The sequence below is a fragment of the Variovorax sp. MSC1_012 genome, assembly GCF_023667525.1.
Classification (GTDB): domain Bacteria; phylum Pseudomonadota; class Gammaproteobacteria; order Burkholderiales; family Burkholderiaceae_C; genus Variovorax; species Variovorax beijingensis_B.
This window is the reverse complement of the sequence record NZ_CM174443.1, coordinates 1,750,040-1,764,455: the sequence shown is the minus strand read 5'-3', so window position 1 is coordinate 1,764,455 and position 14,416 is coordinate 1,750,040. Positions and strand designations below refer to the sequence as shown.

At 67.6% G+C, this 14,416-nt stretch carries 16 protein-coding genes; 13 read left to right on the top strand and 3 right to left on the bottom strand.

What is annotated here, in order from left to right; all coding sequences use genetic code 11:
* Window positions 1–71 precede the first annotated feature (71 nt).
* The 7 genes from ssuD to L1081_RS08290 all read left to right on the top strand — a co-directional run bounded on the left by ssuD (window position 72) and on the right by L1081_RS08290 (window position 7,029).
* Complete coding sequence (gene ssuD, locus L1081_RS08320; protein WP_489416007.1) at window positions 72–1,241, top strand: FMNH2-dependent alkanesulfonate monooxygenase; 1,170 nt, start codon at window positions 72–74, stop codon at window positions 1,239–1,241.
* 9 nt (window positions 1,242–1,250) lie between these two features.
* On the top strand, window positions 1,251–2,108 hold the full coding sequence (gene ssuC / locus L1081_RS08315; protein ID WP_489416006.1) for an aliphatic sulfonate ABC transporter permease SsuC: 858 nt from the start codon (window positions 1,251–1,253) through the stop codon (window positions 2,106–2,108).
* A gap of 16 nt (window positions 2,109–2,124) precedes the next feature.
* Window positions 2,125–2,955: an ATP-binding cassette domain-containing protein gene (locus tag L1081_RS08310; RefSeq protein WP_489416005.1), complete on the top strand. Its 831-nt coding sequence runs from the start codon at window positions 2,125–2,127 to the stop codon at window positions 2,953–2,955.
* Between the two features lie 38 nt (window positions 2,956–2,993).
* Entirely contained in the window at window positions 2,994–4,280 is a 1,287-nt protein-coding gene (locus L1081_RS08305; RefSeq protein WP_489416004.1) for an O-acetylhomoserine aminocarboxypropyltransferase/cysteine synthase family protein, read from the top strand.
* 62 nt (window positions 4,281–4,342) lie between these two features.
* Entirely contained in the window at window positions 4,343–4,558 is a 216-nt protein-coding gene (locus L1081_RS08300; protein ID WP_007829250.1) for a TOBE domain-containing protein, read from the top strand.
* A 115-nt stretch (window positions 4,559–4,673) separates the two neighbouring features.
* Window positions 4,674–5,588 carry a serine O-acetyltransferase EpsC gene (gene epsC / locus L1081_RS08295; protein WP_489416003.1) on the top strand — a complete coding sequence of 305 codons (915 nt, stop codon included), beginning with the start codon at window positions 4,674–4,676 and terminating at the stop codon, window positions 5,586–5,588.
* A gap of 73 nt (window positions 5,589–5,661) precedes the next feature.
* Entirely contained in the window at window positions 5,662–7,029 is a 1,368-nt protein-coding gene (locus L1081_RS08290) for a tryptophan 7-halogenase (RefSeq protein WP_489416002.1), read from the top strand.
* Here L1081_RS08290 and L1081_RS08285 read toward each other — a convergent pair.
* Together L1081_RS08285 and panE are read right to left on the bottom strand one after the other, a co-directional pair.
* Window positions 7,016–7,711: an Asp/Glu/hydantoin racemase gene (locus tag L1081_RS08285; protein ID WP_489416001.1), complete on the bottom strand. Its 696-nt coding sequence runs from the start codon at window positions 7,709–7,711 to the stop codon at window positions 7,016–7,018. The two genes, L1081_RS08290 and L1081_RS08285, sit on opposite strands and share 14 nt — an antisense overlap.
* Window positions 7,712–7,724: 13 nt before the next feature.
* Window positions 7,725–8,663 carry a 2-dehydropantoate 2-reductase gene (gene panE / locus L1081_RS08280; RefSeq protein ID WP_489416000.1) on the bottom strand — a complete coding sequence of 313 codons (939 nt, stop codon included), beginning with the start codon at window positions 8,661–8,663 and terminating at the stop codon, window positions 7,725–7,727.
* A gap of 173 nt (window positions 8,664–8,836) precedes the next feature.
* Between panE and L1081_RS08275 the strand changes: the two genes are divergently transcribed.
* Window positions 8,837–9,394: an NAD(P)H-dependent oxidoreductase gene (locus L1081_RS08275; protein ID WP_489415999.1), complete on the top strand. Its 558-nt coding sequence runs from the start codon at window positions 8,837–8,839 to the stop codon at window positions 9,392–9,394.
* 74 nt (window positions 9,395–9,468) lie between these two features.
* Here the strand turns inward: L1081_RS08275 and L1081_RS08270 are convergent, their stop codons facing one another.
* A complete protein-coding gene (locus tag L1081_RS08270) occupies window positions 9,469–10,116 on the bottom strand; it encodes an NAD(P)H-dependent oxidoreductase (protein ID WP_489415998.1) in 648 nt (215 codons plus the stop codon).
* 131 nt (window positions 10,117–10,247) lie between these two features.
* Here L1081_RS08270 and L1081_RS08265 point away from each other — a divergent pair, with 131 nt between their 5' ends.
* From L1081_RS08265 to cysT, 5 genes are all read left to right on the top strand, one after another.
* Entirely contained in the window at window positions 10,248–11,162 is a 915-nt protein-coding gene (locus L1081_RS08265; protein ID WP_489415997.1) for a LysR substrate-binding domain-containing protein, read from the top strand.
* Between the two features lie 114 nt (window positions 11,163–11,276).
* Window positions 11,277–11,918, top strand: a complete 642-nt coding sequence (locus tag L1081_RS08260; protein WP_489415996.1) for a peroxiredoxin — start codon at window positions 11,277–11,279, stop codon at window positions 11,916–11,918.
* A gap of 20 nt (window positions 11,919–11,938) precedes the next feature.
* Window positions 11,939–12,514, top strand: coding sequence for an alpha/beta hydrolase (locus tag L1081_RS08255; protein WP_489415995.1), 576 nt, complete (start codon window positions 11,939–11,941; stop codon window positions 12,512–12,514).
* Window positions 12,511–13,527, top strand: coding sequence for a sulfate ABC transporter substrate-binding protein (locus L1081_RS08250; RefSeq protein WP_489415994.1), 1,017 nt, complete (start codon window positions 12,511–12,513; stop codon window positions 13,525–13,527). Before L1081_RS08255 ends, L1081_RS08250 begins: the two co-directional genes overlap by 4 nt.
* Window positions 13,528–14,415: a sulfate ABC transporter permease subunit CysT gene (gene cysT / locus L1081_RS08245; RefSeq protein ID WP_489415993.1), complete on the top strand. Its 888-nt coding sequence runs from the start codon at window positions 13,528–13,530 to the stop codon at window positions 14,413–14,415.
* Window position 14,416: the final 1 nt, after the last annotated feature.

Genomic DNA, 14,416 nt, shown 5'->3' with positions numbered 1-14,416 from the left:
CTTGCGCTGCGCACTGCCCCGCGTGCGCGGCGTCTTCTTCGCGATCTGAGGCAGCACCACGGAAAGACGACATGCAGATATTCTGGTTTCTCCCCACCCACGGCGACAGCCGCTATCTCGGCACCAGCGAAGGCGCGCGGCCCATCGACCTGGCCTACCTGCAGCAGATCGCGGGCGCGGCCGACCATCTCGGCTACGAAGGCGTGCTGATTCCCACCGGCCGCTCCTGCGAAGACCCGTGGGTGATCGCCTCGAGCCTGATCGGCGCGACGAAGAAGCTCAAGTTCCTGGTGGCGGTGCGGCCCGGCCTGCACCAGCCCAGCCTGGCCGCGCGCATGGCCGCGACCTTCGATCGCCTGTCGGGCGGCCGCCTGCTGGTGAACCTGGTCACCGGCGGCGACCAGGCCGAGCTCGAAGGCGACGGCGTGTACCTGGACCATGCGGCGCGCTACGAGCAATCGGCCGAGTTCATCCGCATCTGGCGCGAGATCCTTGCGCGCAGCCACAGTGGGCAGGCCTTCGACTACGAGGGCCGGCGCCTGAGCGTGAAAGGCGCGAAGCTGCTCTATCCGCCGGTGCAGGACCCCTGTCCGCCGGTGTGGTTCGGCGGCTCGTCGGCCGCCGCGCACGAGCTTGCGGCCGAGCAGGTCGATGCCTATCTCACCTGGGGCGAACCGCCCGCCGAGGTGGCCAGGAAGATCGCCGACGTGCGCAACCGCGCCGCGCGCAGGGGCCGTACGGTCGAGTTCGGCATCCGGCTGCATGTGATCGTGCGCGAGACCGATGACGCCGCATGGAAGGCCGCCGAGGAACTGATCAGCCGCGTCGACGACGAGACCGTGATCCGCGCCCAGGCCGCCTTCGCGCGCATGGATTCCGAAGGCCAGCGCCGCATGGCCGCGCTGCACGCCGGCGGTGCCAGGCGCTCGCGCGCCGAGCTGGAGATCTCGCCGAATCTCTGGGCCGGCGTCGGCCTTGTGCGCGGCGGCGCGGGCACCGCGCTGGTCGGCGACCCGCAGACGGTGGCGGCGCGCATCGAGGAATACGCGGCGCTCGGCCTGGACAAATTCATTCTCTCGGGCTACCCGCATCTCGAAGAGGCCTACCGCTTCGCCGAGCTGGTGTTCCCGCTGCTCTCGCGCAAGGCGCAGTCGCGGCTCGCGGGTGGATTGCTGAGCGGACCGTTCGGCGAAGTGGTTGCCAATCTCGATGCGCCGTCGCGCCTCGCCTCCCAAAGCTAAGGATCTCCCATGACGGAACAAGTGCAAAAACTGCCAGCGGTCGCGCCTTCTTCGGAAGAAAACGCCGGCGGCGCGCTCGGGGCCTTCGGCGCCAGCGTGGCGGCTCGGCTGGTGCCGTGGCTGGTGCCGGTGGGGCTGATCGTCTTCTGGCAGATCGCTTCATCGCTGGGCTGGCTCTCCACGCGGGTGCTGCCGGCGCCGGTGGACGTGGTCAAGGCCGCCTGGGGGCTGGCCGTGTCGGGCGAGCTCTGGACGCACGTCAAGGTGAGCGCGGGCCGTGCGCTCGCGGGCCTTGCGATCGGCGGCGGAACGGGCTTGGTGCTGGGCCTGTTGACAGGCTCGGTGAAGTTCTTCGAGACGCTGCTCGACTCGACCATCCAGATGGTGCGCAACATTCCCGCGCTGGCGCTCATTCCGCTCGTGATTTTGTGGTTCGGCATCGACGAGTCGGCCAAGCTGCTTTTGATCTCGGTGTCGGTGTTCTTTCCGATCTACCTCAACACCTTCCACGGCATCCGCAACGTCGATCCGCAGCTGATCGAGATGGGGCGCACCTACGGGCTTTCGCGTTGGCAGCTGTACCGCGAGGTGATCCTGCCCGGCGCGCTGTCGTCCATCCTGGTGGGCCTGCGCTTTTCGCTGGGGCTGATGTGGGTGATCTTGATCGTGGCCGAAACCATCTCGGCGCAGGCCGGCATCGGCTATCTCACGATGAACGCCCGCGAATTCCTGCAGACCGACATCGTGCTGGTGGGCATCCTCTTGTATGCGCTGCTCGGCAAGCTGGCCGACCTGTTTGCGCGCGGGCTGGAGCAATGGTGGCTGCGCTGGCATCCGGGCTACCAGAAAAAGACGACTTCGAAGTGAGGAGCACACAAACATCATGAATGCCGTCCTGAAAAACACACAAGCGCCGGCCATCGCAGGCGGCGTTCGCCTGGAGGCGCGCGGGCTGCACAAGCGCTATGGCGAGCGCGAGGTGCTGCGCAACACACAGCTCGCCATCGAGCCGGGGCAGTTCATCGCCATCGTCGGACGCAGCGGCTGCGGCAAGAGCACGCTGCTGCGGCTCATTGCCGGGCTCGAGAAGGCCAGCTCTGGCGGGCTCTTCACGGACGGCAAGGCCATCGACGGCCTGCACGACGACACCCGGATCATGTTCCAGGAGGCGCGCCTCCTGCCGTGGCGCCGGGTGCTCGACAACGTGACGCTCGGCCTGCCCGCCGAGGCCAAGGCGCGTGGCAAGGAGGTGCTCGCGCAGGTGGGCCTGGCCGACCGCGAGAACGAATGGCCGGCGCGCCTGTCGGGCGGCCAGCGCCAGCGGGTGGCGCTCGCACGGGCGCTGGTGCATCACCCGCGCCTGCTGCTGCTCGACGAGCCGCTGGGCGCGCTGGACGCGCTCACGCGCATCGAGATGCATCGCCTCATCGAGAACCTCTGGCAGCGCCACCGCTTCACGGCGCTCTTGGTGACGCATGACGTGCAGGAGGCCGTGGCGCTCGCGGACCGCGTGATCCTGATCGAGGACGGGCGCATCGCGCTCGACGAGAGCATTGCGCTCGCCAGGCCGCGCTCGCAGGGCGACCCGGCGTTCGCGGCCATCGAGAAACGCATTCTCGACCGCGTGCTGCAGAAGCCCGGCGAGGCCGAGCCCGCGGCCACGGACGCCAGCTGGCTGCAGCCCTCGGCGCACACGCTGCGCTGGGCGATCTGAATCCATCGTTCATCCATCACAACGAAAAAGGCAGTCGCATGTCGCAGAACTGGAAATTCGAAACCCTGTCGGTGCACGCCGGCTATTCGCCCGAGCCGACCACGCGCGCCGTGGCGCCGCCCATCTATCAAACGGTGGCCTATGCCTTCGACAGCGCGCAGCACGGCGCCGACCTGTTCGACCTGAAGGTGCCCGGCAACATCTACACCCGCATCAACAACCCGACGCAGGACGTGCTCGAGCAGCGCGTGGCCGCGCTCGAAGGCGGCATTGCGGCGCTCGCGCTGGCCTCCGGCCAGGCGGCCGTGACCTATGCGATCCAGACCATCGCCGAGGCCGGCGACAACATCGTCAGCAGCACCGCGCTCTACGGCGGCACCTACAACCTGTTCGCGCACACGCTCCCGCAGTTCGGCATCACCACGCGCTTCGCGGACCACCGCGATCCCGCGAGCTTCGAGAAGCTGTTCGACGAGAAGACCAAGGCGGTGTTCGTCGAATCGCTCGGCAACCCGGCCGGCAACGTGACCGACATCGCGGCCATCGCCGAGATCGCGCACCGCCACGGCGTGCCGCTGATCGTGGACAACACCGTGCCTTCGCCGTACCTGAGCCGGCCCATCGAGCACGGCGCCGACATCGTGGTGCATTCGCTCACCAAGTACCTGGGCGGCCACGGCACCAGCATCGGCGGCGCCATCGTCGATTCGGGCAAGTTCCCGTGGGCCGAGCACAAGCAGCGCTTCAGGCGCCTGAACGAGCCCGACGTGAGCTACCACGGCGTGGTCTACACCGAGGCGCTGGGCCTGGCCGCCTATATCGGCCGCGCGCGCGTGGTGCCGCTGCGCAACACGGGCGCGGCCATCTCGCCGTTCAACGCCTTCCTGATCCTGCAGGGCATCGAGACGCTGGCGCTGCGCATGGACCGCATCAGCAGCAATGCGCTTTCGGTGGCCCAGCACCTGAAGACACACAAGGCCGTCAACTGGGTCAACTACGCGGCGCTCGAAGACCATCCCGACCATGCGTTGGCGAAGAAGTACTTCGGCGGCCGCTCCAGCGGCGTGCTGACCTTCGGCATCGGCGCCGGCCGCGAGGGCGGGGCGAAGTTCCTCGATGCGCTCAAGCTCTTCACGCGGCTGGTGAACATCGGCGACGTGCGCTCGCTCGCCACGCACCCGGCCTCCACCACGCACCGGCAGCTCTCGCCCGACGAGCTGGCGCGGGCCGGCGTCACGGAAGACACCGTGCGCCTGTCGGTCGGCATCGAGCACATCGACGACCTGGTCGCCGACCTCGACCAGGCGCTGGCTGCCGCCGGGTGACCGCCTTGCCCTTGTTTCTCCTGCCCGAACCCTTCCTTCAACCTCAAAGAGAAAGAAACACCATGTCCATCCAAGCCATCAACGTCCGCAACCAGTTCAAGGGCAAGGTCCGCGAGATCATCCGCGGCGACGTCGTCTCCGAAGTCGACGTCGAAACCGCCTGGGGCATCGTGACCTCGGTCATCACCACGCGCTCGGTCGACGAGCTGCAGCTCAAGGTGGGCTCCGACGTGGTCGCGCTCGTGAAGTCGACCGAGGTTTCGATCGCTAAGCTTTGACGATCCCGGGGCTTGCGAACGACCCAGGCGCCACCGTCGCGCCGGGTTTTCAGTTCTTGGCACATCGGCCATGGGCTTCTACAGTGTGATCTGCACAACGCCCGGAGAGAAAGCCATGGCCAATTTCGAAGTAGGCGACATCGTCCGCGCGCTGCACGCCGCGCGCGACGAGTGGCGCGATTCGCAGCGCCGCTCGCGCGAGCCCGGCACGCGCGAGTTTCCATCGCGCGATGCGCTGGCGCAGGTCATCGAATCGCTCAAGGGCGCGCTGTTTCCGATGCGGCTCGGCCCGCCCGACCTGCGCCACGAGAGCGAGGATTTCTACGTCGGCCACACGCTGAACACCGCCTTGCAGGCGCTGCTGGTTCAGGCGCGGCTGGAACTCAACTACAACGCCCGCCACGAGCCGCGCCCCGCGAGCGAAGTCGACGGCCTCGCCACCGAGGCCATCCGCCAGTTCGCGAACACGTTGCCGCAACTGCGCCGCCAGCTCGACACCGACGTGCTTGCCGCCTACCAGGGCGACCCGGCGGCGCGCAGCGTGGACGAGGTGCTGCTGTGCTACCCGGGCGTGCTCGCGATGATCCACCACCGGCTGGCGCACGAGCTCTACAGGCTCGGGCTGCCGCTGCTGGCGCGCATCGTGGCCGAGCTCGCGCATGCGCAGACCGGCATCGACATCCATCCCGGTGCGCAGATCGATGCGGGCTTCTTCATGGACCACGGCACGGGCGTGGTGATCGGCGAGACGGCGGTCATCGGCAAGCGCGTGCGCCTGTACCAGGCCGTGACGCTGGGGGCCAAGCGCTTTCCGACCGATGCCGAGGGCAACCTGCAGAAGGGCCTGCCGCGCCATCCGGTGGTGGAGGACGACGTGGTGATCTACGCCGGCGCCACCATCCTCGGGCGCGTGACGCTGGGCAAGGGCGCGGTCATCGGCGGCAACGTGTGGATCACCGACGACGTGCCCGCGGGCGCGAGCGTGACGCAGGCCAGCCTCCAGAACGCGCCCAAAGCCAGCGCGCCATAGGAATCCACCGGAGGCCGGGTAGCGGGCGGCCGCGCTATGCTTGGCCGTTGTCACTCATGTTGCTTGCTTCCGCATGTCTTTGCCCCAAGCCACTTCCCCTGCTTCTTCCACGCCCCCGGCAGCCGACGAATCCTGCGATGTCCTCGTGATCGGCGGCGGCCCCGCAGGCTCCACGATCTCCGCGCTGCTCGCGCAGCAGGGACGCAAGGTGGTGCTGCTCGAAAAGGAGCACCACCCGCGCTTTCACATCGGCGAATCGCTGCTGCCCGGGAACGTCGAGCTGTTCGACAAGCTCGGCGTGCGCGACCAGGTCGACAGGATCGGCATGCCCAAGTTCGGCATCGAATTCGTCTCGCCCGAGCACGAGCACCGCAGCTACGTGGAATTTGCCGAAGGCATGGACAAGTCGCTCGATTCCGCCTGGCAGGTGCGCCGCTCGGAACTCGACGAACTGCTGTTCCGCAATGCCGCCACGCGCGGCGCGCAGACGCTCGAGGGCTGCAAGGTGCGCGACGTGGCCTTCGACGCGGATGGCGCCACGGTGCAGGCCCAGATGGACGACGGCGCCAGGCGCAGCTGGCGCGCGCGCTTCGTGGTCGATGCCACGGGGCGCGACACGCTGCTGGCCAACAAATTCCGCTGCAAGGAAAAGAACCCCGACCACAACAGCACGGCACTGTTCGGCCACTTCACCAACGCCGAGCGGCTCGAGGGCAAGAAGGAAGGCAACATCAGCATCTGCTGGTTTGCGCACGGCTGGTTCTGGTTCATTCCGCTGGCCGACGGCACCACCAGCGTGGGCGCCGTTTGCTGGCCGTACTACCTGAAGACGCGCGACAAGCCGCTCAAGGAGTTCTTCTACGACACCATCGCGCTGTGCCCGGTGCTGGTGGACCGGCTGAAGCACGCCACGCTGGTGGACGATGCGGTGCATGCCACCGGCAACTTCTCGTATTCGAGCACGCACGCCACGGGCGACCGCTACCTGATGCTGGGCGACGCCTTCACCTTCATCGACCCGATGTTCTCGTCGGGCGTGTACCTGGCGATGCACAGCGCCTTCGACGGCGCCGAGCTGGTGGCCACCGCGCTCGACCGGCCGGCCGAACTGGCGCCCGTGCGCGAGAGCTTCGAGGCCATGATGCGCAAGGGGCCGCGGGAGTATTCGTGGTTCATCTACCGCGTGACCAACCCGACCATCCGCGACATGTTCATGCACCCGGGCAATCCGTTCCGCGTGAAGGAGGGCCTGATGTCGCTGCTGGCCGGCGACATCTACCGCGGCACGCCGATATGGCGCGCGCTCGGCATGTTCAAGTTTCTCTACTACTTCATCTCGATCACCCACCTGCGCCGCACCTGGGCCGGCTGGAAGCGGCACCGCTTCAACATCCGCGACATGGGCGCATTGAAGGGCGAGACGATCCTCAAGTCGGAGTAGCGCCCCACGGCGCCCAGGCCGAGCGCGAGGCGCGCAGCGTGGCCACGGCATGCGCAACGCCCGGGCCGGGACTGCCGAGCACCTCGATGCCGAGGTCTGCCAGTTGGTCCGCGACGGGGGCCATCGAGGCCTGCGCCAGAACCACCACGTCGGCCCCGATGGCGGCGCTGCGGATCGCGCTGGCCAGCACCTCGATGTAGCGGGTGCTGTCGCCGGCTTCGAAGTGCGGCCAGGCCTCGGCGACCAGGAGCGCGCTCGGCCTGACGCCGACGCCGGCCTGCGCGGCGGCCGAAAGAACCAGCGCGGTGGTCGGCTCCAGCGTGCTTTCGAGCGCCGCCGCAATCAGCACGCGCGGGCCCGCGCGCACGGCGCGGTCGGCCATCGCGCGGTCGATGCGCTGGGCCGCGAAGGCCCCGCCGGTGGGGGTCTTTTCCGCGATGCCGCCGATGGTGGAGCAGGTGCACGCCACCACGGCGGCGCCCTCGCATGCGGCCTCGCGCATGGCCTCGTGCACGCGCGCGGCCAGCATCGGGTTGTCGATGCCCACGGCGCGGGCTTCGTGCAGCAGTTCCTCCATCACCAGGTGGCGCACCTCCAGTTCGGGCGCGATCTCGCGGGTCAGGCGCTCGAAGGTCGGCACATGGACCTGCGCCGTGTGGAGGAAGGCGATGGCATCGGTCATCGAGAAGAAAGCCTCAGGCCGCTTCGCGGGCGCGCCGCGCCTCGTAGGCCTTCAGGTGGACGTAGGCCGTGCGCAGCACCGAAGGCACGGATGAAGAAGAAGGGGCGGCGGGCGCGCGGCCCAGCAGGTCGCCGATGATGTGGTCGGCCTCGATCGGCGCGCCGCGCACGATGTCCTTGTACATGGAGGCGGTCATCGGGGAGCCCGGCGCCGTCATCATGGCGCGGCCGCGCTCGATGGCTGCCGGACGCGGTGCGAAGCCGTTGTGCGCGGCAATGGCGCAGCATTCGTCGAAGATCGCGAGCGCCACGTCCTGGCCGCCTGCGCTCGCGATGTCGCCGATGGACGCGCGCATCAGGCTCGTGAGGCCGGCCGCCGAGGCGATGAAGACCCACTTCTCCCACATGTCCTGCGAGATGTTCTCGCTCAGCGTGGCGTCGAACTTCGCGCCCGCGAACTGCGCGGCAATGGCATCGACTCGCGTCGAGCGTCCGCCCGCGCGCTCGCCGAAGGCAAGGCCGTGCATGTCGTTCAGGTGCAGCACGCGGCCCTCGTCGTCCAGCGTGGCGGAGATCATGCACAGGCCGCCGAGCACGCGTTCGCTGCCGAAGCGCTCGGCCAGGCGGTGGATGTGGCTCATGCCGTTCAGCAGCGGAAGAATGACCGTGTCCGGGCCCACGGCCGGCGCGAACGACGTCATGGTCGCGTCGAGGTCGTAGGCCTTGCTGCCGACCACGATCACGTCGAACGGCGCCTGGATGTCCTCGGCCAGCACGTGGGGCGGCGAGGGCAGTTGCAGGTTGCCGAAGGGGCTCTGCACCACCAGCCCGGTCTTCGCGATCTGTGCCGCCCGCCGCGGTCGCAGCAGAAAGCTCAGGTCGCGCCCCGCCTCCAGCAGCCGGCCGCCGAAATAACCACCGAGTGCACCGGCACCCACCATCAGAAATCGCATCGTGAACTGCTCCTCGAACCAAAAGGCTCGGGCGATGATGCACGCGATTGCGCAAGCGTGCTGCGCATGCCGCAAAGCCACGGCGGGGCCGAAGAGCTTTTCTGGAAAAGGTCTTGGGCGCTTCGCATAATCATTCCGGTCATGTTTTCCCCAACCCCAAAGGAGCCTCATCCATGAGCCAGACCCGAATTGCCGTGATCGTCGGCAGCCTTCGCAAGGATTCGTTCAACCAGAAGCTGGCCCTTGCGCTGGCGCACCTCGCGCCGCCGGACTTCACGTTCGAGCATTTGCGCATCGACGATCTGCCCCTGTACAACCAGGACGAGGACGGCAACCAGGCGCCTTCGGTGAAGCGGCTCAAGACCGAGATCGCGGCCGCCCAGGGCTTGTTGTTCGTCACGCCCGAATACAACCGCTCGTTCCCCGGCGTGCTGAAGAACGCGATCGACCATGCGTCGCGCCCCTATGGGCAGAGCGCCTGGGCCGGCAAGCCGGCGGGCGTGCTGGGCATTTCGGTAGGCGCCATCGGTACCGCGGTGGCGCAGCAGCATCTGCGCACGGTGCTGGCGTACCTCGATGTCCCCACGCTCGGGCAGCCGGAGGCGTTCCTTCAGGCCAAGGAAGGCCTGTTCGACGACAAGGGCCACATCGGCAATGAAGGCACGAAGAAGTTCCTGCAGGGCTGGATGGACAAGTACGTGGCCTGGGTCAAGAGCCACGCGGCCGCCTGACACGCCTGGGGACTGTCGAACCCCATGAAAAATGCCGCCCCAGGGGCGGCATTTTTCATGGAGGAACCCGAGGCTCAGGCGGCCTGGGCCACGTCCTGCTGGTTGGCGGCTTCGGTCGTTGCCGCCCGGATGTCGGCGCGTGCCGAGGCCAGCGCGGCGGCCTTGGGCGCGTCGCCCATGGCCAGGCCTTCCGCACGCACGAAGCGCACGTCGGTGATGCCGAAGAAGCCGAAAATCACCTTCAGGTAGCTCTCCTGGTGTTCCGCGGCCTGGCCGCCTTCGGTGGTCGAGTAGATCCCGCCGCGGCTCGACGCCACGATCACGGTCTTGCCGCCGGCCAGGCCCACGGGGCCCTTGTCGGTGTACTTGAAGGTGCGGCCGATCTGCGCGAGCCGGTCGATCCAGGCCTTGAGCTGGGTCGGCACCGAGAAGTTGTACAGCGGCGCGCCCACCACGATCACGTCGGAAGCCAGGAACTGGCTCACGAGCTGTTCCGAGAGTTCATTTTCGCGCTGCTGGGCTTCGGTCGGCTGGGCCTGCACGCCGGTCTTGATGCCCAGGGCATCGGCGCCGAAGTGCGACGGGGCGTTGGCGGCGAGGTCGAGGTACTCGACCGTGGTGTCGGGATGCGCGGCTTTCCAGGCTGCCACGATCTCGGCCGTGAGGAGGCGGGAGGTCGAATTGGCACTCAGGATGCTGGAGTCGATGTGGAGCAGCTTCATGGTCGATCACTTTCGTGTGGAGGGTCGGCGCTCAAAGGTGGCCGGCGATGGAGTAATTCTATTTTTGATGCGAGTGGGCGATAAGTAGCCAAATTTTGACTACATCGTTCCACATGCAGGACAATCGCCGCATGCAAGACCTCAACGACATGGTTTTCTTCGCCGAAGTGGCAGAGCGCGGCGGCTTTGCCGCGGCCAGCCGCGCACTCGGCATTCCCAAGTCGCGCCTGTCGCGCCGCGTGGCGGAGCTGGAGGACCGCCTCGGCGTGCAGCTGATGCAGCGCAGCACGCGGCGGCTGTCGCTCACGCCGGCAGGCGAGATCTTCCTGCGGCATTCGGCCGCCGTGCGGGATGCGGCGCAGGCCGCGACCGAGGCGGTGGCACAGGTGCACACCGAGCCCTGCGGCACGGTCCGCCTGAGCTGCCCGATCACCATCGCCCACAGCGGGCTCGCACAGCTGCTGCCGCGCTTCATGGAGCGCTACCCGGCGGTGCGCGTCGACCTGCGCGTCATGAACCGGCCCGTGGACCTGATCGAAGAGGGGATCGACATCGCGCTGCGCGTGCGCCCCGCCATCGAGGACAGCACCACGCTCGTGGCCAAGGTGCTGGGCACCAGCCGCGGCGTGCTCGTCGCCCGGCCGGAGCTGCTGCAGCGCCTGGGCCCGGTCCGCACGCCGGACGACCTGGCGCGGCTGCCGACGACGGCCATGTCGGCCAACGGCGAGGGGCGCAGCGAATGGCGGCTCGAGGGCCCGAACGGCGAGATTCACGTGCACGTCCATACGCCGCGCTGCGTGGTGGACGATCTGGCGACGCTGCAGCTGGCCGCGCTCGAGGGCGTGGGCGCGACGCTGCTGCCCGGCTACATGTGCCGCGCCGACGTGGAAGCGGGCCGGCTCGCGCAGGTGCTGCCCGGCTGGGGGCCCGCGCCGGTGATCGCGCACATGGTCTTTCCGCCGCGCCGGGCCCTGGTGCCCGCGGTTCGCCAGCTGATCGATTTCCTGGCCGAGCACATGAGCGGGAGCCAATCGGGCATGTATTAGCCTGAACAGCCGCTCCTTATGCGGAAAACGCCATAACCAAACAAGTAGATATTCGTTTGGCATTGAAGCTCCGCTTCGCACAATCCCAGGCTCCCATCCATCCAAGGAGCGACCATGGCGACCCTGCGACTCGGCGACACAGCCCCCAATTTCACCCAGGACTCCAGCGAAGGCCCCCTCGACTTCTATCAGTGGGCCGGCGATTCGTGGGTGGTGTTCTTCTCGCACCCGGCCGACTTCACGCCCGTGTGCACCACGGAACTTGGCAAGACGGCAGCGCTGTCGGGCGAATTCGCCAAGCGCGGCGTGAAGCCCGTCGCGCTCAGCGTCGATCCGGCCACGAAGCACAAGGAGTGGATCGGCGACATCAACGAGACGCAGAACACGACCGTCAACTTCCCCATCGTTGCGGACCACGACCGCAAGGTGGCCGACCTGTACGACCTGATCCATCCGAACGCATCGGCCACGGCCACCGTTCGCAGCGTCTTCATCATCGATCCGAAGAAGACGATCCGCGCGACCATCACCTACCCGGCATCGACCGGCCGCAACTTCGACGAGATCCTGCGTGTGATCGATTCGCTGCAGCTCACCGACAGCCACAAGGTGGCCACGCCCGTGAACTGGAAGGACGGCGACGACGTAGTCATCATCCCGAGCATCCAGGACCCGGCCGAGCTCGCCGAGCGCTTCCCCAAGGGCTTCAAGGCCGTGAAGCCCTACCTGCGCATCACGCCGCAGCCGAACAAGTAAGCGGGCAGGGCGGCGCCTTCATGCAGACTTCCGTGATCATCGTGCCCGGCTGGCGCGACTCCGGGCCCGGCCATTGGCAGAGCCTGTGGGAGGAGCGCATTCCGGGCGCGGCGCGGGTGGTGCAGGACGACTGGGCCTCGCCCAGGCGCGAGGCCTGGGTGGCCACGCTGGCCAGGCTGGTGCTCGAAAGCCCCGGGCCGGTGGTGATTGCCGCGCACAGCCTGGGCTGCATCGCCACGGCGCACCTGCCGGCGGAGGCGGCGGCGCGCATCCGCGGGGCGCTGCTGGTGGCGCCGGCCGATCCGGAGCGCCGGGCCGTGCTGTCGGACTTCGCGCCCGTGCCTTATGCGGCGCTGCCGTACCGCAGCATCGTGGTGGCGAGCAGCAACGATCCGTATTGCCCGATCCGCCTGGCCGGCGCCTATTCCCGCGCCTGGGGCAGTGAGTTTGTCCGCATGCAGAATGCGGGCCATATCAACATCGATTCGGGGCATGGAGACTGGCCGCTCGGCCTCGCCTTGCTCCAGTCGCTGACCGACGAGCCCGCCGCCTGGCCGGCGGGCCGTGAATTTTCAGAAAACTTGGCAACCACATGACTTCCAGATTCAAGACCTTCGCCGCCGTGCTCGCGCTGGCGTCTTCCGCATTCGCGGGCGGCAGCGCCTTCGCCCAGGGCAGCACGCTGCTGAACGCCTCGTACGACGTGGCGCGCGAGTTCTACAAGGACTACAACGCGGCGTTCGTGGCCAACTACAAGAAGACCACCGGCAAGGACGTGAAGATCGACCAGTCGCATGGCGGCTCCAGCGCCCAGGCGCGCGCGGTGGCCGACGGCCTCGATGCCGACGTGGTGACCATGAACACCTCCACCGACATCGACTTCCTGGCCAACGCCGGCGTGGTCGCGAAGGACTGGAACAAGAAATTCCCCGAGAACGCATCGCCCACCACCTCGACCATGCTGTTCCTGGTGCGCAACGGCAACCCCAAGGGCATCAAGGACTGGGAAGACCTGGTCAAGCCCGGCGTGCAGGTCGTGATCGTCAACCCCAAGACCGGCGGCAACGGGCGCTACGCCTACCTGGCGGCCTGGGGCTACGTCAAGAAGAAGGGCGGCACCGACGCCCAGGCGGCCGAGTTCGTCGGCAAGCTGTTCAAGAACGTGCCGGTGCTGGCGCGCGGCGGCCGCGACGCGACCACCGCTTTCCTGCAGCGCAACATCGGCGATGCGCTCATCACCTTCGAATCCGAAGTGGTGTCGATCGACCGCGAATTCGGCACGGGCAAGGTCGATTCGGTCTATCCGTCGATCAGCATCGTGGCCGAGAACCCGGTGGCCATGGTCGAGCGCACGACCAAGAAGAAGGGCACGGGCGAACTCGCCAAGGCCTACCTCGACTGGCTCTATTCCGAAGAGGCGCAGGAAATCGCCGCCAAACACGCGCTGCGTCCGCGCTCGCAGGCCGTGCTCAAGAAGTACGCAGCCACCTTCAAGCCGCTGCAGCTGTTCACGGTGCAGGAACTGTTCGGCAGCCTTGGCGATGCGCAGAAGGTGCACTTCAACGACGGCGGCCAGTTCGACAAGCTCTACACGCCCGGCGCAAAGTAAATGAGCGGCGCTGCTTCTTCGGCGCTCCCGTCCGCGGGAGCGCCGCTTTCGCATGTGAACCGGGCAGGGGGTTCCAAGCGGGTGCTGCCGGGCTTTCACATCACGCTCGGCTTCTCCATTCTTTACCTGAGCCTGATCGTGCTGATTCCGCTCTCGGCGCTGGTCTTCAAGACCTTCACGCTGAGCTGGGAGCAGTTCTGGGTGGCCGTGACCGCGCCGCGCGTGATGGCCTCGTACCGGCTCACCTTCGGCGCCTCGCTGATCGCGGCCATGGTGAACGCGGTGTTCGGCCTGCTCGTGGCCTGGGTGCTGGTGCGCTACAAGTTCCCGGGCAAGCGCATCGTCGATGCGCTGGTCGACCTGCCGTTCGCGCTGCCGACGGCGGTGGCCGGCATTTCGCTGACGGCGCTGCTCGCGGGCAACGGCTGGATCGGGCAGTTGCTCGAGCCGCACGGCATCAAGCTGGCGTTCACGCCGGCGGGCATCGTGATTGCGCTGATCTTCATCGGGCTGCCCTTCGTGGTGCGCACGGTGCAGCCGGTGCTCGAGGACGCCGAGAAGGAGCTCGAGGAAGCCGCCACGTCGCTCGGCGCGACGCGGCTGCAGACCTTCACGAAGGTGATCTTCCCGTCGATCGCGCCGGCGCTGCTCACGGGCTTTGCGATGGCCTTCGCACGCGCCATCGGCGAGTACGGCTCGGTGATCTTCATCGCCGGCAATATGCCGATGATCTCGGAGATCACGCCGCTCATCATCATCGGCAAGCTGGAGCAGTACGACTATGCGGGTGCCACCGCGGTCGCGCTCGTGATGCTGGTCATTTCATTCGTCCTGCTGCTGGTCATCAACGGCCTGCAGGCGTGGCAGCGCAAGCGCGCGGGGGCTTGAA